Source organism: Staphylococcus pettenkoferi (genome assembly GCF_002902685.1).
In the GTDB taxonomy this organism is placed as follows: Bacteria; Bacillota; Bacilli; order Staphylococcales; family Staphylococcaceae; genus Staphylococcus; species Staphylococcus pettenkoferi.
On sequence record NZ_PPRN01000017.1, the window covers coordinates 58,816 to 80,219 of the forward strand.

The 21,404-nt window shown below is 39.8% G+C and carries 19 protein-coding genes and 1 riboswitch; of the genes, 15 read left to right on the forward strand and 4 right to left on the reverse strand.

Features of this window, described 5'->3' with window-relative positions:
• Positions 1-9 precede the first annotated feature (9 nt).
• Positions 10-144: riboswitch (FMN riboswitch) on the forward strand.
• A 262-nt stretch (positions 145-406) separates the two neighbouring features.
• The 4 genes from ribD to ribH are packed head-to-tail and all read left to right on the forward strand — an operon-like array spanning position 407 to position 3,761.
• Complete coding sequence (gene ribD, locus CD126_RS03535) at positions 407-1,450, forward strand: bifunctional diaminohydroxyphosphoribosylaminopyrimidine deaminase/5-amino-6-(5-phosphoribosylamino)uracil reductase RibD (protein WP_049407753.1); 1,044 nt, start codon at positions 407-409, stop codon at positions 1,448-1,450.
• A 4-nt stretch (positions 1,451-1,454) separates the two neighbouring features.
• The gene (locus CD126_RS03540; RefSeq protein WP_049411205.1) at positions 1,455-2,087 is read left to right on the forward strand and encodes a riboflavin synthase; all 633 of its coding nucleotides are present in this window, start codon (positions 1,455-1,457) and stop codon (positions 2,085-2,087) included.
• Between the two features lie 12 nt (positions 2,088-2,099).
• Positions 2,100-3,281, forward strand: coding sequence for a 3,4-dihydroxy-2-butanone-4-phosphate synthase (ribB, locus tag CD126_RS03545; RefSeq protein ID WP_103370045.1), 1,182 nt, complete (start codon positions 2,100-2,102; stop codon positions 3,279-3,281).
• 12 nt (positions 3,282-3,293) lie between these two features.
• On the forward strand, positions 3,294-3,761 hold the full coding sequence (gene ribH / locus CD126_RS03550; protein ID WP_002471545.1) for a 6,7-dimethyl-8-ribityllumazine synthase: 468 nt from the start codon (positions 3,294-3,296) through the stop codon (positions 3,759-3,761).
• A gap of 159 nt (positions 3,762-3,920) precedes the next feature.
• Here the strand turns inward: ribH and CD126_RS03555 are convergent, their stop codons facing one another.
• On the reverse strand, positions 3,921-4,922 hold the full coding sequence (locus CD126_RS03555; protein ID WP_103370046.1) for a proline dehydrogenase family protein: 1,002 nt from the start codon (positions 4,920-4,922) through the stop codon (positions 3,921-3,923).
• 330 nt (positions 4,923-5,252) lie between these two features.
• On the opposite strand from CD126_RS03555, the gene CD126_RS03560 reads away from it, so the two are divergent.
• From CD126_RS03560 to CD126_RS03570, 3 genes are all read left to right on the forward strand, one after another.
• Positions 5,253-6,086 carry an alpha/beta fold hydrolase gene (locus CD126_RS03560; protein ID WP_049407761.1) on the forward strand — a complete coding sequence of 278 codons (834 nt, stop codon included), beginning with the start codon at positions 5,253-5,255 and terminating at the stop codon, positions 6,084-6,086.
• Between the two features lie 320 nt (positions 6,087-6,406).
• A complete protein-coding gene (locus CD126_RS03565) occupies positions 6,407-7,366 on the forward strand; it encodes an L-lactate dehydrogenase (RefSeq protein ID WP_002472993.1) in 960 nt (319 codons plus the stop codon).
• A 251-nt stretch (positions 7,367-7,617) separates the two neighbouring features.
• Complete coding sequence (locus CD126_RS03570; RefSeq protein WP_002472994.1) at positions 7,618-8,022, forward strand: transcriptional regulator, SarA/Rot family; 405 nt, start codon at positions 7,618-7,620, stop codon at positions 8,020-8,022.
• A gap of 121 nt (positions 8,023-8,143) precedes the next feature.
• Here the strand turns inward: CD126_RS03570 and mnmM are convergent, their stop codons facing one another.
• Complete coding sequence (gene mnmM, locus CD126_RS03575) at positions 8,144-8,704, reverse strand: tRNA 5-(aminomethyl)-2-thiouridylate-methyltransferase MnmM (RefSeq protein ID WP_103370047.1); 561 nt, start codon at positions 8,702-8,704, stop codon at positions 8,144-8,146.
• On the reverse strand, positions 8,701-9,654 hold the full coding sequence (mnmL, locus tag CD126_RS03580) for a tRNA modification radical SAM protein MnmL/YtqA (protein ID WP_103370048.1): 954 nt from the start codon (positions 9,652-9,654) through the stop codon (positions 8,701-8,703). Before mnmL ends, mnmM begins: the two co-directional genes overlap by 4 nt.
• Before the next feature lie 255 nt (positions 9,655-9,909).
• Here mnmL and CD126_RS03585 point away from each other — a divergent pair, with 255 nt between their 5' ends.
• The 3 genes from CD126_RS03585 (at position 9,910) to CD126_RS03595 (ending at position 14,141) form a co-directional block, all read left to right on the forward strand.
• Complete coding sequence (locus CD126_RS03585; protein ID WP_049407766.1) at positions 9,910-11,085, forward strand: MDR family MFS transporter; 1,176 nt, start codon at positions 9,910-9,912, stop codon at positions 11,083-11,085.
• Positions 11,086-11,390: 305 nt separating this feature from the next.
• Positions 11,391-13,808 carry a leucine--tRNA ligase gene (leuS, locus tag CD126_RS03590; RefSeq protein WP_103370049.1) on the forward strand — a complete coding sequence of 806 codons (2,418 nt, stop codon included), beginning with the start codon at positions 11,391-11,393 and terminating at the stop codon, positions 13,806-13,808.
• A 21-nt stretch (positions 13,809-13,829) separates the two neighbouring features.
• Positions 13,830-14,141 (forward strand): rhodanese-like domain-containing protein, encoded by a 312-nt coding sequence (locus CD126_RS03595; RefSeq protein ID WP_049407770.1) that lies wholly within the window; start codon positions 13,830-13,832, stop codon positions 14,139-14,141.
• Between the two features lie 201 nt (positions 14,142-14,342).
• On the opposite strand, the gene CD126_RS03600 is transcribed toward CD126_RS03595, so the two are convergent.
• Positions 14,343-15,617, reverse strand: a complete 1,275-nt coding sequence (locus tag CD126_RS03600; protein ID WP_049407772.1) for a BaiN/RdsA family NAD(P)/FAD-dependent oxidoreductase — start codon at positions 15,615-15,617, stop codon at positions 14,343-14,345.
• Positions 15,618-15,854: 237 nt separating this feature from the next.
• Between CD126_RS03600 and CD126_RS03605 the strand changes: the two genes are divergently transcribed.
• The 5 genes from CD126_RS03605 to dat all read left to right on the forward strand — a co-directional run bounded on the left by CD126_RS03605 (position 15,855) and on the right by dat (position 21,254).
• Positions 15,855-17,492: a putative polysaccharide biosynthesis protein gene (locus CD126_RS03605; protein WP_049407774.1), complete on the forward strand. Its 1,638-nt coding sequence runs from the start codon at positions 15,855-15,857 to the stop codon at positions 17,490-17,492.
• Complete coding sequence (locus CD126_RS03610) at positions 17,489-18,184, forward strand: pseudouridine synthase (RefSeq protein WP_103370050.1); 696 nt, start codon at positions 17,489-17,491, stop codon at positions 18,182-18,184. Before CD126_RS03605 ends, CD126_RS03610 begins: the two co-directional genes overlap by 4 nt.
• Positions 18,185-18,206: 22 nt before the next feature.
• Positions 18,207-18,695, forward strand: a complete 489-nt coding sequence (locus tag CD126_RS03615) for a YtxH domain-containing protein (RefSeq protein WP_049407778.1) — start codon at positions 18,207-18,209, stop codon at positions 18,693-18,695.
• Between the two features lie 298 nt (positions 18,696-18,993).
• Positions 18,994-20,403 (forward strand): dipeptidase PepV, encoded by a 1,410-nt coding sequence (gene pepV, locus CD126_RS03620; protein ID WP_049407780.1) that lies wholly within the window; start codon positions 18,994-18,996, stop codon positions 20,401-20,403.
• 2 nt (positions 20,404-20,405) lie between these two features.
• Positions 20,406-21,254, forward strand: coding sequence for a D-amino-acid transaminase (gene dat, locus CD126_RS03625; RefSeq protein ID WP_049407782.1), 849 nt, complete (start codon positions 20,406-20,408; stop codon positions 21,252-21,254).
• The last annotated feature ends 150 nt before the right edge of the window (positions 21,255-21,404 follow it).

The window sequence follows — 21,404 nt, forward strand, 5'->3', positions numbered from 1 at the left end:
TAAATAGAGTAATTCTTTCGGGGCAGGGTGAAATTCCCAACCGGCAGTAAGTGAAGCCTGCGACCCGAGGTCATAAGATATGACCTTGGCTGATCTAGTGAGAATCTAGAGCCGACAGTATAGTCTGGATGGGAGAAAGAATGAAGTAAACGACAACCACCATAACGTGTGGTCTACTTTGTCATGTGAAGTATGCATTATAACACGGACTTACTGTGTTAATAGTGGTGACAAGCGTTAGTAGAGCAGACATATGTCAGTAATATGTTGAAGTCTGCGCAAGTTAGGTTTGTGTGCCATTATGACCTAAAGTCGTACGTGATGATACACATATGGAACATGTTAGTTTACTATTTTTCTCACACCTGAAGCGAAGCCTTAGGTGTTTTTTTAATGAGGTGATGAAATGAGTCATTATTTAAATTATGCTATTCAACTTGCGGAAATGGTTGAAGGACAAACTGGAGTCAATCCGCCAGTGGGTGCAGTTGTGGTTAACCAAGGGAGAGTTGTTGGCTTAGGCGCGCATCTGCGACAAGGTGATAAGCATGCTGAGGTTCAAGCATTGGATATGGCAGGTGCAGAAGCGCAAGGTGGCACGATATATATTTCACTTGAACCTTGTACGCATTACGGTTCTACGCCACCTTGTGTGAATAAAATTATTGATTTCGGTATTTCTAAGGTCGTGTATGCAATCAAAGATACGACGCTTTCTTCAAGAGGCGATCAAATCTTGAAAGAACACGGTATTGATGTGGAATTCCGTTACCAAGAAGCGGCGATGAGACTTTATGAAGACTTCTTCTTTGCTAAACGTAATGCGATGCCTGAAGTAACGGTGAAAGTTTCATGCAGCTTAGATGGTAAGCAAGCGACAGATATCGGTCAGAGTCAATGGATTACGAATAAGGCTGTGAAACAAGATGTCTTTCAACTGCGCCACACACATGATGCGGTCATTACAGGTAACGGTACGGTTCATGCAGACGACCCGAGCTATACGACACGCATTGAAGATGGTAAGCATCCAGTCAGAGTCTTACTTTCTAAAAGTGGTGAAATCAATTTCGATTTGTCTATGTTTCAAGATGCCACAGCACCGATATGGATTTATACTGAAAATCCAAACCTTTCCGCAAACCAAGAACATATAGATATTATTTATTTAGAAGAATGTACAATTGAACGTATCCTTTCTGATTTATACAGCAAAGGTATTGGGCGTGTACTCGTAGAAGCAGGCCCACAAGTTACTTCTCAATTTCTCCATTCAACACTAACGAAAGAACTCATCCTTTATTATGCCCCGATTATTATAGGTGGTTCTGGTCAGCATCAATTCTACCAAACTGATGAAGTACTAGAGCTATCGCAAGTTCCTAACTTTGAAATTGTTCGTACAGACATGCTTGAGCAGAATATTAAAGTCCAGTTACGAAAGAAGTGAGACGATGTTCACAGGTATCATAGAAGAGGTCGGTACGATTGAACGTATGCAGACTGTCCAATCTGTTATGACGCTCTCTATACGTTGTCAGACAATATTAGAAGACATGCAGATTGGTGATTCAATCAGTGTGAACGGCACGTGTTTAACGGTCACAGCTTTCGATTCAAATCACTTTGATGTCCAAGTCATTAAAGGTACAGAAAGCAAGACGTATTTAAATCAGTTATCTCAAGGAGATCCCGTCAATTTAGAACGGGCGATGAGTGGTCAAGGTCGATTTGGTGGTCATTTCGTACTTGGTCACGTTGACGATATTGGTCGTATCTCTCGTATTGAGAAGAACAGCAATTCAACGATTATCACAATTCAAGCACCACAAGATTTGTTAAATCAAATGGTCTCTCGTGGCTCTATAGCGGTAGATGGTACGAGCTTAACGATATTTCAACTGCGCGCGAATGAGTTCGATATCCATCTCATTCCAGAAACACGTCATGCGACCATTTTAGATAAAAAGAGAGAAAACGATCTCGTGCATCTAGAGACAGATATGTTATTTAAATACGTTGAACGCATCATAGGAGACCAGAAAGACGGTCTCTCAGTGGATAAGATGAAAGCGTTAGGATACTAGGAGGGGTAGAGGATGAAATTTGACCGCATAGACGACGCAGTAGAAGCCCTTAAGAATGGGGAAAGTGTCATCGTAGTAGATGACGAAGATAGAGAGAATGAGGGAGATCTGATAGCAGTCACCCAATGGATGAAAGAGGATACTGTAAATTTCATGGCGACATATGGACGTGGATTAATATGTGCACCCGTGAGTCAGGATATTGCACAACGTCTTGATCTAGCGCCAATGGTTTCACAGAACTCTGACGCCTTTGGAACTGCATTTACCGTGAGTATCGATCACCGTGAAACGACGACAGGAATTAGTGCAAACGAGCGTATGTTAACGGCGAAAGCGTTGGTGAGTCCAGAAACGACAGCGCAAGATTTCAACCGACCAGGTCATCTCTTCCCTCTCATCGCTAAAGAGGGTGGTGTCTTAGAACGTCAAGGTCATACTGAAGCAGCAGTGGACTTAGCGAAACTTTCAGGCGCTACACCTGCCGCGCTCATTTGTGAAATCATGAATGATGACGGTACGATGGCGAAAGGCGACGATTTGATGCAGTACAAAGAACAGCATGGCTTGAAGATGATTACGATTAAAGATTTGATGTATTATCGCCGTGAACGTCAAGCTCAAGCGATTCAAGCACGTGCGAAAGTGAAGATGCCGACAGATTATGGTCAATTCGATATGTATGGTTTTACGACGCATGATGGTGAGGAAATCGTTGCTATCGTTAAAGGCGAAATTAGTGAAGTTGAGAATGTACGCTTACATTCAGCATGTATGACAGGCGACATCTTCCATAGCCAACGTTGTGATTGCGGTAAGCAATTAGAAGCGTCAATGAAGTATATTCAAGAGCATGGTGGTATGATTCTTTATCTTCCTCAAGAAGGTCGCGGTATTGGATTGATTAATAAACTACGTGCTTATGAGTTAATCGAGGATGGTTATGATACCGTAACAGCAAACACTGCGCTAGGCTTTGATGAAGACTTAAGAGATTATTTCGAAGCGGCACAAATTCTTAAACACTTTGGTATTAAAAAAGTGAATTTGTTGAGCAATAATCCAGCGAAGTTTCAAAGTTTAGAACACTATGGTATAGAGATTGCGCAACGTATCGAAGTGATTGTGCCAGAGAATGAGCATAATCATGATTATTTAATTACTAAAAGAGATAAAATGGGTCATTTAATTTAGGAGGTACACATAATGAAATTTGAAGGTAAATTAACAGGTTCAAATCTGAAAGTAGCGATTGTGGTGAGTCGTTTCAACGACTTTATTACAATGCGTTTATTAGACGGCGCGAAAGATACGCTCGTGCGCCACGAAGTAGATGAGGATAATATTGATGTGGCACTCGTTCCAGGTGCATTTGAAATTCCACTTGTAGCGAAGAAGTTAGCGCAAAAAGGTAAATACGATGCAGTTATCACACTCGGTTGTGTCATTCGTGGATCCACTACACATTACGATTATGTCTGCAACGAAGTATCTAAAGGAATTTCACGTGCAAACGACGCGACAGATGTTCCAGTCATCTTCGGTATCGTGACTACTGAAAACATTGAACAAGCTGTTGAACGTGCAGGTACGAAAGCAGGAAACAAAGGTGCAGATGCAGCGATGAGTGCGATTGAAATGGCTAATTTATTTAAAACAATTAATGAAAATTAAGAGCGTGAACATAAGTAAGGGCAAGTTGAGTAGAATTCTACTTAACTTGCCCATTCTTTAATTTGAGAATAATATTAATCTTTCTATCAAGAAAATTCTAACTACTTTGTGATGAAAATGAGCACTGTCTCTAAATAAGACAATGTAAGTATCACGAAGTCATTTTTTAGCGAATTTCGTAACGAGACCTGCAACTACTCCGAAACCAACTAATGCACCTGCCACAAATCCAGTCTTCTTCAATGATTCAGGTGTCACGAATTCTTTGAATGCGAGATTTAAGTTCTGAGGACGTTCTGCCAAACGTCTCATAAAGTAACTGAACCAGTCATCCCCGTATGGCACGTAAACACAGAAATTATAACCTTCATTAGCAATTTCTTCGGCTAATTCAGATCTGAAGCCGTAAAGCATTTGGAATTCGAATTGATCTCGCTCAATATTATGATCCTTCACATATTGCTTCACGTGATTGATGATTTTGTCATCATGTGTCGCAATTGAAGTGACATGCTCTGCATTGTTCAACCTTTTTTCAATGAGGTGAATGTAATTTCGATCAATGTCTTCTTTCGTTTGGTAGGCGATATCTTCTTTCTCTTTATAAGCACCTTTAACCATACGTAATCTTAATTCTGGATATTTGTCGACAAGATCATCCGCTTTGTATAGATAAGCTTGAATAACGGTACCGACATTTTTGAATTCACCTTTTAAACGATCAATCGTTTGAGTAATATCAGCTAAGCTATCGTATTTCTCTGTATCGATATTGATATGCATGTTTCCAAATTCATTAGCTTTCAATAATATTTCTCTTAAATTACGATAAGCTAATTCTAAATCGAACTCAGCTCCGAGTTGACTGAGTTTCACTGACATGTGCGCATCGACATTATGATTGTTGATCGCGTACATGACTTCGAGGATTTCATGTTTCGCTAAGATGGCTTCGCCTTCATTCTCAACGAATTCTCCCAGTTTATCTACTGTCACTGTAATCCCTTTGTCGTTGAGCTTTTGAATTGTATCGATGAGCTGCTCCATCGTGTTTCCAGCTACTACTCGATTTGCTCCTAGTGTAGGGCCGATACTCTTAGCGAGTTTGTTTAAAAAAGTATTATTAGATATACCTATAAAAAAATCTTTCACTAGTGGCATTGAAACTCCTCCCATTCCTTTAGAAATATTGTGCCTTTCATATAGTGTAGCATGAAATGAATAGTAGTGAAATCGTTTACAAACACATAATTTACACAATTTGCAAATTTTCAAACATTAAAAGTGCGAAAGAAATTGCGACGCGGGACGTTTAGCCTTTTACCTATAAAATAAAGAAAATGGTTGTTACGACCTTAAAGAATCAGATTAACTATGCTTAGAAAGAGAGTAAAGTATTTTAAAAAGGAGAATGGGTTGAACGTGGAAATACGGAAACAGAGTTTGATACAATAAAGAATAAGAATTTGAACAAGAAGGGATTTAGAAGACATGTGGAAATGGGAAACTGAAAGCGAGGCGAAAGGCGTCATCGTCATCGCGCATAATATGTTAGAACACACAGGTCGATATGCATATCTCATTACGATGTTGCGACGCCAAGGCTATCATGTCATCATGGGCGATTTACCTGGACAAGGTCAGACCTCTCGTGCAAATAAAGGACAAATCGAGAGTTTCGATGTCTATCATGAAGCAGTCCTTGAGTGGATCCGCATTGCAAACGAGTACAAGTTACCTACATATCTCCTCGGTGTGGGTCTAGGTGGACTCATCGCGCTCAATTTATTGGAAAAAACTGAGGTGCCAATTGAAGGCCTATTACTCGTTTCTCCACTGTTAGAATTTACGAAAACAGCTAAGACGCGTAAAGATAAAATACTTTCAAATATTGGAAAGTTAGCGAAAGATACACGCTTTAATATGGGAATTGAAGCACGTGATTTAACGCGTAATGAAGAAGTAATTGAGGAAACTGAAGATGATCAAATGATGTTGCGTAAAGTGACATACTACTGGTACAAAGAAGTAACTGAAATTATGAAAGAAACCGTAGAGCATTTGAAAGATATTAAATCATTACCGTTACTCTTGATGCTAGGAACAGAAGATAAGATTGCTGATATAGAAGTAATTCGTGAAGTGAAAGCGAAGGTAGCTACATCAGAACTGTACTATAAAGAATGGTCTGGACTGTATCATGAAGTCCATAACGAACCGGAAAGAGATGAAGTGATGCGCTACATTCTAGCTTTCTTAAATAATAGTGTCAGCAATCTTGGATTCATCATTGATGACGAAAATCAAGTTAATTCAACTGACTAATGATAAAGGCTAAGCTCAGCAAGGGTCATTTAACATTATAATGCCATTAAGGTATGAGAAGACTAGGATTTCACACGTAGCGCTTGTGTTTTTAAGTGTCTGTGAAGTTCTAGTCTTTTTTTAGGTTTGTAAGATGACTCGAACAGTCTTTGTTTGAAAAATGGCAAATGTATAAACATACTGTAAGCGTGAGTAATTATATAGTGACGAAAATTTTACATGAAGCTATTAATCTTGCTTTTTATAGAAAAATTTGGTATATTTAATTTGTGAAATAAATCACATAGTTATACAAAGTTTTGTGATAGGAGAGAGTAAGTATGGAACGTACGAAAGGTAATAAAGTAGTATTAGTTGGAGACGGTGCAGTAGGTTCAAGCTACGCATTTGCGATGGTAGCGAAAGGTGTAGCAGACGAGCTTGTTATCATTGATCTCAATGAAGATAAAGTGAAAGGTGACGTAATGGACCTCAACCATGGTGCCCCTTATGGTGATTCACGCGTGACTGTTAAAGCAGGTCAATATAGCGATTGTTCAGATGCTGATATCGTAGTAATCACAGCTGGAGCGGCTCAGAAACCAGGTGAAACACGTTTAGACTTAGTTGAGAAAAATACGAAGATCTTTAAATCTATCGTGACAGAAATTATGAACAGCGGTTTCGACGGTATCTTCCTTATCGCGACAAACCCTGTCGATATCTTAACTTATGTCACTTATAAAGTCTCAGGTTTACCGAAAGAACGTGTTATCGGTTCTGGCACAATCTTAGATACTGCGCGTTTCAAATTTGAACTCGCTGAAGAATTTGGTGTATCTCCAGGTAGTGTTCATGGTCAAATTATCGGCGAACATGGTGATTCAGAGTTAGCTGTATGGTCACAAGCAAATATCGCAGGTCAACCTTTATTTGATATTTTAAAAAATGATAAAAAACGTGAAAAACGTATTGAAGAAATCTTTGTACGTACACGTGATGCAGCATATGAAATTATTGAAGCGAAAGGTGCGACTTACTACGGAATTGCGATGGGCTTATTACACATCACGAAAGCAATCCTCTTTAACCAAAAGAAAGTCCTCACTGTATCTAGCTATCTAGAAGGTGAATATGGACAAGAAGATGTTTACATTGGCGTTCCAACATTAGTAACTCGAGATGGTGCGCAACGTATCTTTGAATCCCCATTAAGTGAAGAGGAACAAGCGCAATTTGATAAGTCAGCACAAGTGCTTAAAGAAATGCAAGATAAAATTCAAAACCATATAATTGCATAAATCATAGATTGATCTTAAAATGATAATGAGATTAATTTAATATAAAATGTTTTGTGAATTTACTATATCTCTTTAGACAAACTATTTACATTGCATTTAACATATAGTCATTTTAAACTGTAGAATGTAAAGTGTTACTTCATGATGCGTAGGGATGTTATTGTAAAGTAACACTTCTTCTACAGTGTTCTACATTTTATATAAATTAATTTTTTCTTTATCGTTAAAATCTATGATTGGGGGAATGTTTGATGGGGAACACGACTGAACAAAAGGTGACGAATATTTTAGAACTTGAATCTTTATTTAAAGATGTTGAAGCGATCTTCAACAGTGTTCAAAGCGAATACGAGTTATCTAAAGAGGAAGTTCTGATTCTATTGACGCTTTGGGACAAAGGTTCTATGACGTTAAAGGAAATGGATGATCACGTACCTGTTAAATCATATAAACGTACACGTACGTACAATGATTTAGTAGAGAAATCATGGGTCACTAAAGAAAGACCTAAAAATGATGAACGTACAGTGATTATTCACTTCAATGCTTCTATGAAGAAAGAGAAAGAACAACTGTTAGATTACATCATTAAAGAAGCACAAGAGAGAAAAGAAAAAATGCAATCCAGTCTTAATTCTATATTAAATTTATCATAATAATAAATCTCGGTTGGAGAAGTTCACTTACTTCTTCGACCGAGATTTTTTGTAATGCATGATTATTGTTTTTGTTAAGCCTAAGATAGCTCGCATTGAGCTACCATCGGTTTAGTACGAATCAGCGCTTTTCTATCGCACAAATAAACGGCGGGTGATTCTGTTGGTTGATAAACTGATATTGGAGTACATGTGCTTTTTGCTGATCGATCTTACTCAAGTATTCCAGTAGAGCGTCTTTTTCTTCAGTGCCTCCGGGATGGCCATGATAAATGACGAGTATGATGATACCTTCGGGCGCCAACATTTCCATGATCGCTTCAATAGCAGCAATCGTTGAAGGCGCTTGAGTAATAATCGTTTTATCACCGTGAGGGAGATAGCCTAAATTGAAGATAGCGGCATCGACATGCCCACGGTGTTCTGGAGCAAGATGTTGCGCAACATTCGCGTGACTGTCTTGAATCAGTTGAACATTTGAATAGCCATTAACGCGCTCCTCAGTTTCTGATATCGCAGTTGCTTGAATATCGAACGCATAGACATGGCCTTGAGATGTTTGTTGCGCCAGGTACAGCGTGTCGTGTCCGTTACCACATGTCGCATCAATAACGATACTATCTTCTTTAATATGTTGGTTTAATAACGTTTTACTAAAAGGGAGGATGCGTTCGACTTTCATGATTGTACCTTGCTTTCAAACTTTTTACCTTGGTAGGAATGACGGCGTGCAAGTTCGTCATCAATGTCATTAAGCACTTCCCACTTATTCACGCTCCACATCGGGCCTACCATCAAGTCAATTGGACCGTCGCCAGTAATACGATGAACAATCATCTCTGGGGGAATGACCTCAAGTTGGTCACAAACAAGATTCGTGTACTCGTCTTGTGACATAAACTCCAGCATACCTTTCTCATATTGTTTAACCATCGGCGTCCCTTTAAGAAGATGGAGAAGGTGAATCTTAATACCTTGTACATCCATTTGTGCTACTTCACGTGCTGTCTCCATCATCATGTCGTAATCTTCGCCTGGCAAACCATTAATAATGTGCGTACAAATATTAATATTATGTTTACGTAACTTCTCGATACCTTCATAATACGTTTGCATATCATATGCACGATTGATGAGATCAGACGTACGTTGATGTACTGTTTGTAAACCTAACTCTACCCATAAATACGTGCGCTCATTTAACTCAGCCAGATATTCTACCACGTCATCTGGCAAGCAATCGGGGCGAGTGGCGATAGATAAACCAACCACACCCTCTTCTTTCAACGCAGCCTCATATTTCTCACGTAAGACTTCGACAGGCGCATGTGTGTTAGTGAACGCTTGGAAGTAAGCGATATACTGACCTTCATGCCATTTCTCATGCATACGATCTTTAATTTCTTTAAATTGTACTTCAATTGGATCTGCTCGGTTACCCGCGAAGTCACCACTTCCAGCTGCTGAACAGAATGTGCAACCGCCATGTGCAACTGTGCCATCTCTGTTCGGACAGTCAAAGCCGCCATCTAAAGCGACTTTAAATATCTTCTGACCAAATTTATTTTTCAAGTGATAATTCCAAGTATGATATCTTTTATCTTCAAATGCGTAAGGGAAATATTTACCCATGTTACATTTTCCTTTCTAAGTCATATAATCTTTCCACATTTTAACATATTCTTCTACCTTACTGGTGATAGTGAGAGAGGTCAAGTACAGGCTTTTACTCGCTAATAGTAAAAGAGGCATCTCGAAAATTTCTTTAATAAATAACAAAGGTTAATTAAAGGTAACGTTATAGAATGGAAAGTTAATTAAATAATAATTACTATTAACTGTGTTATAGTGAGTATAAATGTTGTTCTTATGAAAGGGGCGGTGTGAATGAAGATGCCTAAAGCGGTTTGGTGGCTCGTCATAGGTATGGCTCTGAATATCACAGGTGCCAGCTTCCTCTGGCCATTGAACACCATTTATATGAAAGAAGAGTTAGGGAAGAGTTTAACGCTCGCTGGTATCGTACTCATGATTAATTCATTTGGAATGGTCATAGGCAATCTGCTTGGGGGAACGTTATTTGATAAACTGGGCGGTTATCGAACCATTCTAAGCGGGACAGGTATCTGTTTAACGAGTACGACATTGCTCTTCTTCTTTCATGGTTGGCCTTGGTATGCGATCTGGTTGGTGTGCCTCGGATTCGGCGGGGGCATGATTATACCTGCGATCTACGCTATGGCAGGTGCAGTGTGGCCTCGAGGTGGACGGCAAACCTTTAATGCGATTTATCTCGCTCAGAATATAGGCGTTGCACTCGGAGCGACGACTGGCGGATTTGTGGCAGAAATTGACTTTAACTATATCTTCTTAACCAACCTCATCATGTATGTGTGTTTCGCGGTAGTTGCGGTTACCCAGTTTAATCTTCAAATGACTTACAAAGTGAAACCGCAAGAGAACACAGGGTTATTTTCCAAAGCTCAACGTCCGCAATTTATAGCGCTATTGCTCGTTTGTCTCATGTTTATTATTTGTTGGATTGCTTATATTCAATGGGAGAGTACGATCGCTTCATTCACACAGCAATTGAACATTTCGATGAGCCAGTACAGTGTGCTGTGGGCGATTAATGGTGTGATGATCTTAATTGCCCAACCGCTTATTCGTCCGGTAATTTATCTTTTACGGGGAAACTTGAAGTATCAAATGTTTGTCGGAATAGGAATCTTTGCATTATCATTTTTAATCACAAGCTTTGCGGAACACTTTATCATCTTCGTCATCGGCATGATTATTCTAACCTTTGGTGAGATGTTCGTCTGGCCTGCAGTGCCGACGATTGCGAACCATTTAGCTCCGAAAGGGAAAGAGGGCGCTTATCAAGGTTACGTTAATTCGGCCTCTACGGTGGGGAAAGCGCTAGGTCCTTTTTTCGGTGGGGCACTCGTCGATATGTTTAATATGCAGACGATGTTCTTAAGCATGATTGGTCTCTTGATTATCGCGTTGGTTGTGGTTAGTTTTTATGATAAAAGCTTACCCGAGGACCAGCGACCTTAACTCACAAGGTCGGGTAAAAGCATTTTACAATTTAAACTTGAAATCATGACCCCGAACACTTAATATAAGTAATGTATAGGAGTAGTAATTTAGTTGTTCGTCAACAGAGAGCTAGGATGGTGGAAACTAGTGGCGGAACACTAAATGAACTTACCGGATCATAAATGAATTGAGCGACATCTCTTACTATTATTGAATGAAGTGCACTGAGCGTGAACAAGGGTGGTACCGCGGCAAGGTTATTGTCGTCCCTGAATGTGTGGATAATAGTTTGAGGTGTTTTTTCATGAATTGGAGGAGAGAAAGTGAGCTTTAATCACAAAGAAATAGAACGCAAATGGCAACACTATTGGGATGAACATGAAACGTTTAAAGCGACTGACGACTTTGGTCAGAAGAAATTCTATGCGTTAGATATGTTTCCGTACCCATCAGGTGCAGGCTTACACGTAGGTCACCCTGAAGGTTATACGGCGACAGATATTATTTCACGTTATAAACGTATGCAAGGTTATAACGTGTTGCATCCTATGGGATGGGATGCTTTCGGCTTACCAGCGGAGCAATATGCTTTAGACACTGGGAATAACCCAAGAGCTTTTACACAACAAAATATTGATACGTTCAAGCGTCAAATCAAAGAACTCGGCTTCAGCTACGATTGGAGTCGTGAAGTGAATACGACAGACCCTGATTACTATAAATGGACGCAATGGATCTTTATTCAACTTTATAATCAAGGGCTTGCTTACGTTGATGAAGTAGCGGTGAACTGGTGTCCTGAACTAGGCACAGTACTTTCTAATGAAGAAGTTGTAGATGGCGTCTCAGAACGTGGCGGACATCCCGTTTACCGTCGCCCGATGAAACAATGGGTCTTGAAGATTACTGAATACGCGGATCGTTTACTTGAAGATTTAGACGATTTAGATTGGCCGGAATCAATCAAAGACATGCAACGTAACTGGATTGGTCGTTCTGAAGGGGCATCTATTCGTTTCGATATCAAAGGGGATACAGAAGAACAAATTGAAGTGTATACGACACGTCCAGATACAGTATATGGTTCAAGTTTCCTAGTGCTAAGCCCAGAACATCGCCTCGTTGAAACAGTGACAACTGAAGCTAAACAAGAACAAGTGAAAGCGTATCAAGAAGAAGCGGCGAAGAAATCAGACTTAGAACGTACAGGTCTTGCCAAAGAGAAATCAGGTGTATTCACTGGCGGCTACGCAATTAACCCATTAAACGGTGAAGAAGTGCCAGTATGGATTGCAGATTATGTGCTTGCAACATACGGTACAGGTGCAGTTATGGGTGTGCCTAGTGGTGACCAACGTGACTACGAATTCGCTCAAACATTCGATTTACCAATCATTCCTATCATCGACGGTGGAGATTTATCTAAAGAAGCCTACGATGGTGACGGACCACACATCAATTCTGGTGAATTAAACGGTTTACACAATGACGAAGCCATCGTTAAAGCAATTGAGTTACTTGAAGCCTCTGGTGCAGGTGAACGCAAAGTCAATTACAAACTACGTGATTGGCTCTTCAGTCGCCAACGTTATTGGGGTGAACCTATTCCAGTGATTCACTGGGAAGATGGCACGATGAGTACAGTTCCCGAAGACGAATTACCACTTTTACTACCTGAAACAGATGAAATTAAACCTTCAGGTAATGGTGAATCACCACTTGCAAACATCGATGACTTTGTGAACGTGGTAGATCCTGAAACAGGCATGAAAGGACGTCGTGAAACAAATACGATGCCACAATGGGCAGGTAGTTGCTGGTATTACTTACGCTACATCGACCCTAATAACGACGAACAACTTGCAGATCCTGAGAAATTGAAACATTGGCTACCGGTTGACCTCTATATCGGCGGCGTAGAACATGCGGTGCTTCACTTACTTTACTCTCGTTTCTGGCATAAAGTGCTTTATGATATCGGCGTAGTGCCTACGAAAGAGCCGTTCCAGAAACTGTATAACCAAGGCATGATTCTCGGTGAGGCTAACGAGAAGATGAGTAAGTCGAAAGGTAACGTCATTAACCCAGATGATATCGTTCAATCTCATGGCGCAGATACGCTACGTCTTTACGAAATGTTCATGGGACCTTTAGATGCAGCGATTGCATGGAGTGAAAAAGGTCTCGAAGGTTCTCGTCGTTTCTTAGATCGTATTTGGCGTTTACTCATTAACGAAGATGGTTCATTATCTGAAAAAGTGGTAAACACTAATAAGGGTACGTTAGACAAGACTTATAACCAAACTGTGAAGAAAGTCACTGAAGACTTCGAAAGCTTAAGCTTTAACACTGCTATTAGTCAACTCATGGTCTTTATCAATGATAGTTACAAAGCAGACGAACTTTACAAACCGTATATTGAAGGTTTCGTTAAAATGCTCGCACCAATTGCACCGCACTTAGGTGAAGAGCTATGGTCTAAATTGGGTCATGACGAAACAATCACTTATGAATCTTGGCCAACATATGAAGAATCTATGTTAGTAGATGATGAAATCGAAATTGTTGTTCAAGTTAATGGTAAATTACGAGCTAAGCTTAACATTTCTAAAGATATGTCTAAGGAAGAAATGGAAGAGGTTGCATTAGCAAATGATAATGTCAAAGCTGCTATCGAAGGTAAAGAAGTGAAGAAAGTTATAGCAGTGCCACAGAAATTGGTTAATATTGTTGCTAAATAAGAGAAAAGGAGCGTTTTAATTATGGAAAGCATTACAGTAGATCAATTAAAAGAGAAGATCTTAGATTCCAACCCAGTCAACATTGTTGATGTTCGTACTGACGAAGAAACAGCAATGGGTACAATTCCAGGAGCAAAAACGATTCCGATGGATCAAATTGAAGATAATCTTAGCTATTTCGATAAAGATCAAACATACTACATCGTATGTAAAGTAGGCGGCCGTAGTGCGAAAGTCGTTCAATATTTACAATCTCAAGGCATTCACGCAGTCAACGTTGAAGGCGGCATGGATGCTTGGGGCGATGAAGGTTTAGAAATCGACAGTATCTAATTGCTGAGTGAAATGAACGTAAATGTTTAAGTATATTTAAATGAAATCACCCGAAGATGATGGAAAGTCATCTTCGGGTGATTTTTGAGTTCATTTAAGATTTTAGCAGCACGGTAATGTGAGTTCTAGATATTGTGAATCGTAGTGTTCGCACATGGGTGAGGTGAAATAACTTTTAACCATAAGCTCACACGTTTGCTTTTACTCATCAGTGTGACTGTCAGGAACGAACTGACCTGCGTTGAGCCCAGCTACATGTCCTGTGACCAGTGCACTCGTAATATTATAGCCACCCGTGTAGCCGTGAATATCAAGCACTTCACCACTGAAGAAGAGGCCTGGAACGAGTTTGGACATCATCGTCTTCGGATAAAGCTCTTTCAATTTCACGCCACCGCCAGTGACAAATGCTTTATCTAAAGGAAGGGTGCCGTTAACGCTAAATTCAAAGTGTTTGAGCTGTGAGACTAACGCTTGTAGTTGTACATTAGATAAATGATGGCCCGTCAAATCATGTGGAATCTCTGCTTGTTCAAGCATAAAGAGTAAATAACGTTCCTCAACTAAACCGTGTAGACTATTCTTCACCGCTTTATCAGGTGCGTCTTGAATCATTTGACGAATTTGCGCTTGCAACTGATCTTGTTTCATCTCAGGAAAGACATCGAGGCTCATACGTACATCTTGGCGCTTTTGTTTCTGTTGCTCTTTGTAAACAAACTGACTACATCTTAAAGCGGCTGGACCACTGATGCCGAAATGGGTGAAGATCATGTCCATTTGATGTGTGATTCGCGCTTTACCATTTTTCTTCAGTACAGATAACGCTACATCTTTAAGGCTCAAGCCTTTAAGTCGTTTGTTTTTGATAAAAGGTTCTGGAGATTTAATAGGTACTTCTGTAGCGAAGAGTTCTGTAATCGTGTGACCCAGCCTTTCCGCGAAACGATAACCATCCCCAGTAGACCCTGTTTGAGGCACACTCGTTCCACCTGTACTAATGATGACGGTGCGTGAATGAACTTGTGCTTGATTATTCAAGGTAAGCGTAAAATAATCTTCGTGATGCTCAATTTGATTGACTTGTGTTTCTTCTATCACTTCGACACCTTGGTCGTAAATCGTTTGAGTAAGGGTATCTACAACGTCTTGCGCTTTGTTAGATACTGGAAACATTCGGCCATGGTCTTCTTCTTTCAGTTTTACGCCACGACTCTCGAAGAATTCGATAATAGATTCATTGTCAAAGATAGAGAAAGGACTATAAAGAAATTTACCGTTCCCAGGAATGTTTTGAATAATTTCTGCATAAGGGAGACGATTCGTTACATTACAGCGACCGCCACCTGAAATTTTTAATTTACGTCCTAAACCTTTTTTCTTTTCAATCAGCAAGACATTATCGCTATGTTGGCTTGCTGCGACGGCTGCCATACTTCCGCTCGGTCCGCCGCCAATGATTACTGTTTGATACATGCTTAATCCTCCATTTTAGGATAATCCGTTTACTCATTAGTGTATTATAGCAATCTTAGTTAGTATGTTATAGGGGAAGTATGTGAGAATTTCTCAAACTTTCAGTGTCAACATGATATAATATCTCGCAGCGATAATCATTTTATAGTAATATAGTTTTGAAAAATCAGTCGTATAACGTTATGATAAAATTTATGGTAATTATAGAAAAACTTAATTAAAGATAGGAAGATAAGGATGAGTGAAAGTAAAGAATTAGTGAGGGGAACGTTTCTCATTACATTGAGTATCTTGATCACCAAAGTGCTCGGTGTAATTTACAACATTCCTTTCTATCACATTATGGGGGATGAGAAGAATCTCGCCCCATTCAGTTATGCTTACACGCCGTATAATATCGCTATTGCAGTAGCGACGGCAGGTGTACCACTCGCAGCGTCTAAATATGTTTCTAAATATAATGCTTTAGGCGCCTACAAAGTGAGTCGCAAGCTCTACCGTTCGAGCTTTATCGTGATGGCGATTACCGGTATCATTGGTTTTTTAGTGCTTTACGGCCTAGCGCCAACGATTGCACACGTTACGCTCGCCCATGAGAATGGTGCACAAGGTGGCTGGACACTCGCTGATATCACGTGGATTATACGAATTATTAGTTTCGTAGTTATCTTTATTCCACTATTAGCGACATGGCGAGGTGTCTTCCAAGGTTACAAGTCAATGGGACCTACCGCTGTGTCAGAAGTGACAGAGCAAGTTGCACGAATTCTATTCATCTTAGTCGGTGCATACTTAGTGCTCAACGTCTATAATGGCTCACTATTATTAGCCAATGGTGTAGCTACATTCGGTGCCGCAGTCGGTGCGATTATCGGTATCTTCACCCTGTGGTATTATTGGCGCAAAAGAAAGTCAAATATTGAGCAGATGGTTCAAGAAGACCACACCGATATAGATGTATCTTATGGACAAATGTACAAGGAAATTATTTCGTACAGTATTCCTTTCGTTATCGTTAGCTTGAACTTCCCACTCTTTAACATGGTGGACCAGTTTACACATAACTTTGCTTTGGGGTTAGCAGGCGTGCCGCAAAGTTTACACGATAGTTTCTTTACGATGCTGAACTTCACGACAAATAAGATTGTCATGATTCCAACATCGTTATCAGCTGGATTTGCAGTCAGCTTAATTCCATTTATCACGAAGACCTTTGCATCCGGTGAAACAACAGAAATGCACCGTCAAATTCGTACATCTCTAGGTGTGTTGATGTTTATCACAGTACCTGCAAGTTTAGGCATTATGGCGCTGGCGTCACCACTGTACACAGTATTCTACAAATTCCAACCCGATGGTAGTTTACTATTGTTCTTCTATGCGCCAGTATCGATCTTAATTGCATTGTTAAGTGTGACAGCTTCTATGCTTCAAGGTATCGATAAACAGAAACTTACTGTCTTTGTCATCTTAGCAGCAGTCGTGATTAAACTCGGTTTAAACATACCATTGATTATGCTGTTCCACACACCAGGTGCGGTGCTTTCAACAGGTATTGCGTTGTTGTTCGCTAATATTTGTAATTTAATTATTTTAAAGGTTTATGCGAAATATGATTTCCGTGAAACCTGGATTCAATTTGGTAAAATATTCATGTACGGCTTTATCATGATGATTGGTGTAGAACTGACATTCTTCGTTCTTCAATTGTTCTTATCACCAGTTAGCAAAGTAAACGCGCTCATCATTCTTATCGTAGGTGTTATTGTTGGTGCTTTGATTTACGGCATAATCTCTATGAAGACTCATCTTGCGGATGAATTCTTAGGTGATATCCCGAACAAGATACGTAGCAAGTTAGGATTTTTAAAATGAGAATAGATAAATACTTAGCTCAAATGGGTGTGGGCACGCGTTCAGAAGTGAGGCAGTTATTGAAAAAAGGACGCGTGACGATTAATGATAAGGTCGAAAAGTCCCCAAAAGTGCATGTGGATCCAGAGAACGACGAGATAATCTGTGATGGCGAGACGATAGCTTATATCGATAAAGTTTATCTCATGCTGAATAAACCTCAAGACGTAATTTCAGCAACTGAAGATGACGCTCAGCGTACGGTGATAGATCTGATTCCAGAATATCAACATTTAGGTATCTTTCCTGTAGGCCGTTTAGATAAAGATACTGAGGGACTCTTGCTAATTACGAACGACGGACAATTTAATCATGATTTGATGAGCCCTAAAAAACATGTGGCCAAAACTTATGAAGTGCTATCAGAAAAAAATATTACCAATCATGATATAGATATGTTTAAATCGGGTATAGAGTTAAATGATGGTGCTACGAAACCAGCTCTACTGAAACAAACTGATACTCCCAATCAATCGTTAGTAACTCTATATGAGGGACGGTATCATCAAGTTAAGCGAATGTTTCATGCCATAGACAATGAGGTAAGGGCATTGAAACGCATCAAGATTGGAGCACTTCCACTTGATGAAGATTTAGCTCCTGGTACGTATCGCCAATTAACTCAGGAAGAATTAGAGTTACTGAAACAATAACTATAAAAAAGAGGTGTTAATTATGTCTAAGTTTCTTAAAGTTGTATTAGGACTTGGCGGTGTTGCCGCAGCAGTACTTTTATCTCGCAAAGAAAACAGAGATAGATTAAAGGAAGAGTACAACAAATACAAAGAAGATCCAGAAGGCTACAAACAGAACGCGAAAGAGGTAGCTGAATCTTATAAAGAGAACGCGAAAGAAGCGGCTCAGAATTATAAAGAGAAAGCAAGCTCTGTAGCAAGCGACTTCCAAGAAAAAGCTGGAGACACTATCGAAGAAGTGAAGAAAGATCCTAAAGCCTATGCGAAAAAGGTGAAAGAAGATCCGAAAGGCTTCTTAAATGAACAAAAAGAACGCTTCATCACTGGTGAAGAGAAAAAAGAAGACCACGTTGAAGAAGCACGCTTCGCTGACGAAGGTGCTGTAGATCCTTCAAACAACTTACGTGTGGTTTCTGAAGAAGATTTGAAAAATAATCAAAACCAACCTAAACAAGATAAAAACAAATAATAATTGAGATTTGTGCTTGGCTTACATATGTTGTGGGCCAAGCTTTTTTAATCAAGGAGAATTGTCGTCAAGGGTTCGTATCATTAAAACCAAAGCAAGTCGCATCCATATCTGAATGAACTTTGATTTTTAGTGCAGATGTGTTCATAGAAGGCGAGAGTATATGACATTAAAGTTCAGAATTATTTAAACAGTAGAAATTATTCTGAGAAATTTGTTCTTCCCACTGTAGTTCGCGCTTAATTTGATGTAGAATAAAGAGAAACCCAGTTTTTTAAACAAAGGAAGTTGATAAGTAATGTGGAAAGAAAAAGTACAAGCGTATGAAGATCAAATCATTGAAGATTTGAAAGGATTACTATCAATTGAAAGTGTCAGAGACGATAACAAGGCATCTGAAGATAATCCAGTAGGTCCTGGCCCACGCAAAGCATTAGACTACATGTATCAATTAGCTGACCGAGATGGTTTCAATACACATGATGTAGACCATATCGCAGGTCGTTTAGAAGCAGGTGCAGGCGATGACGTATTCGGTATACTTTGTCACGTGGATGTTGTGCCAGCTGGAGAAGGTTGGGATAGCGATCCATTCGATCCAGTTGTAACTGACGATCGCATTATTGCGCGTGGTTCACTTGATGATAAAGGACCAACGATTGCGGCTTACTACGCTGTGAAGATTCTCAATGAAATGAATGTAGATTGGAAGAAACGTATACATATCATCATTGGTACGGATGAAGAATCTGACTGGTTATGTACAGACCGTTATTTCAAGACTGAAGAAATGCCGAAATTAGGTTTCGCCCCTGATGCTGAATTCCCTGCTATTCATGGTGAAAAGGGGATTAGTGTCTTCGATATCGTGCAAGATCAGAAAGATGATGACGATGATGAACCAGAATATGAATTATACGCTTTTGAATCTGGTCAACGTTATAACATGGTACCTGATCAAGCAACAGCACGTCTATTCGTTAAAGAAAATATGACAGATGTTATTCAGAACTTTGAACAATTCTTAGTAGAACATCAACTTGAAGGTTCCAATTATGTTGATAGTGGCATCTTGCACTTGAACGTGGAAGGTAAAGCTGTTCATGGTATGGACCCATCTATCGGTGTGAATGCCGGATTGTATTTACTTCATTTCCTAGCGACGCTCAATTTAGACAAGACAGCTACGAACTTCGTACAAATCGGTGAAAGATATTTATTTGAATCTCATTTTGGTGAAAAAATGGGAATGAAATTCCACACTGACAACATGGGCGATGTTACGACAAACGTCGGTGTAGTGAGCTATGATAACCAAGAAGGCGGTAAATTCGGTGTGAACCTACGTTATCCGCAAGGTTTCGAATTTGATAAATCGATGGCCCGTTTCGAAGAAGAAATCAAAGCATTTGGTTTCAGTATCGATATGGGTAAAGTCCAAGAGCCCCACTATGTTGAGAAAGATGACCCATTTGTACAGAAACTTGTTGAAGCTTACCGCAATCAAACAGGTGACAATTCTGAACCTTATACTATCGGTGGCGGTACGTATGCACGTAATTTAGATAAAGGTGTGGCATTTGGTGCGATGTTCCCAGAGTCTGAAGATCTCATGCATCAGAAGAACGAATACATTACGAAGGATCAATTATTCCGCGCAACGAGTATTTACTTAGAAGCACTTTATTCAATCTGTGTGGAGGGATAGTTATGACAAAGGTATTAATCAATCAGAAACTCGTAGACGAACAAGAAGCAACCATTCCATACAATGATCGTGGATTTATTTTTGGGGATGGTATTTACGAATATATTCGCGTTTATAACAATAAGATTTTTACAGCTAAAGAACATTTCGAGCGTTTGTTACGTAGTGCGAATGAAATCGGCTTAGACATCGACCACACGGTAGACTCTTTAACGGAGCTCGTGAAAGAACTCGTCGTAGCAAACAAGATTGTGAATGGTGGCGTTTATCTCCAAATCACACGTGGTGCTGCACCTCGTGATCATCGTTTCCCAACTCCGCCAGTTGAGCCAACGTTGATGGGCTTTAGTAAAAGTTACGGACGCCCGTTCAAAGATATGGACCAAGGTATTAGTGCAGTAACTACTGAGGACATTCGCTGGTTACGTTGTGATATTAAAAGTTTAAACCTACTCGGTAATGTGCTTGCACGAGAATATGCAGAAAAATATAACGCTGACGAAGCGATTCAACATAGAGATGGTATCGTTACAGAGGGATCAGCGAGTAACGCATATGCTGTGAAAGACGGCGTGATTTATACACATCCAATCAATAACTACATTCTGAACGGTATCACGCGTCAAGTTGTGAGCTGGATTTGTGAAGATGAAGGCATTCCATTTAAAGAAGAAACATTTGATGTGGACTTCCTTAAAAATGCGGATGAAGTGATTATCACGAATACCTCTGTAGAAATCATGGGTGTGATTAAATTAGATGGTGAACAGGTCGGTAATGGTCAAGTAGGTCCGATTACGAAACAACTTCAAACACGATTTAATCACTACATTGATACGCATTGTGTTTAAGAGTAACTGAAGTGACTGAGCACTTTGAGAGAGGGCGAAAGCATCTCGTCTTCTTTTAAAGTGCTTTTTTCTTTTCATGTAAGTGCGTTTTTCACTATCGTGGAGGAGAACAATTGTGATATATTATGTGAGTTGCTCTAACAATTTGGG

Bases quoted from the DNA above. Each gene is read 5' to 3' on its own strand.
- CD126_RS03570 (WP_002472994.1), top strand. From the start codon at position 7,618: ATGGGGAACACGACTGAACAAAAGGTGACGAATATTTTAGAACTTGAA.
- mnmM (WP_103370047.1), bottom strand. From the start codon at position 8,704: ATGAAAGTCGAACGCATCCTCCCTTTTAGTAAAACGTTATTAAACCAA.
- CD126_RS03595 (WP_049407770.1), top strand. From the start codon at position 13,830: ATGGAAAGCATTACAGTAGATCAATTAAAAGAGAAGATCTTAGATTCC.
- CD126_RS03560 (WP_049407761.1), top strand. From the start codon at position 5,253: ATGTGGAAATGGGAAACTGAAAGCGAGGCGAAAGGCGTCATCGTCATC.
- ribD (WP_049407753.1), top strand. From the start codon at position 407: ATGAGTCATTATTTAAATTATGCTATTCAACTTGCGGAAATGGTTGAA.
- CD126_RS03600 (WP_049407772.1), bottom strand. From the start codon at position 15,617: ATGTATCAAACAGTAATCATTGGCGGCGGACCGAGCGGAAGTATGGCA.
- CD126_RS03615 (WP_049407778.1), top strand. From the start codon at position 18,207: ATGTCTAAGTTTCTTAAAGTTGTATTAGGACTTGGCGGTGTTGCCGCA.
- ribH (WP_002471545.1), top strand. From the start codon at position 3,294: ATGAAATTTGAAGGTAAATTAACAGGTTCAAATCTGAAAGTAGCGATT.
- CD126_RS03540 (WP_049411205.1), top strand. From the start codon at position 1,455: ATGTTCACAGGTATCATAGAAGAGGTCGGTACGATTGAACGTATGCAG.
- CD126_RS03585 (WP_049407766.1), top strand. From the start codon at position 9,910: ATGAAGATGCCTAAAGCGGTTTGGTGGCTCGTCATAGGTATGGCTCTG.
- CD126_RS03610 (WP_103370050.1), top strand. From the start codon at position 17,489: ATGAGAATAGATAAATACTTAGCTCAAATGGGTGTGGGCACGCGTTCA.
- pepV (WP_049407780.1), top strand. From the start codon at position 18,994: ATGTGGAAAGAAAAAGTACAAGCGTATGAAGATCAAATCATTGAAGAT.
- dat (WP_049407782.1), top strand. From the start codon at position 20,406: ATGACAAAGGTATTAATCAATCAGAAACTCGTAGACGAACAAGAAGCA.
- CD126_RS03555 (WP_103370046.1), bottom strand. From the start codon at position 4,922: ATGCCACTAGTGAAAGATTTTTTTATAGGTATATCTAATAATACTTTT.
- CD126_RS03565 (WP_002472993.1), top strand. From the start codon at position 6,407: ATGGAACGTACGAAAGGTAATAAAGTAGTATTAGTTGGAGACGGTGCA.
- mnmL (WP_103370048.1), bottom strand. From the start codon at position 9,654: ATGGGTAAATATTTCCCTTACGCATTTGAAGATAAAAGATATCATACT.
- ribB (WP_103370045.1), top strand. From the start codon at position 2,100: ATGAAATTTGACCGCATAGACGACGCAGTAGAAGCCCTTAAGAATGGG.
- CD126_RS03605 (WP_049407774.1), top strand. From the start codon at position 15,855: ATGAGTGAAAGTAAAGAATTAGTGAGGGGAACGTTTCTCATTACATTG.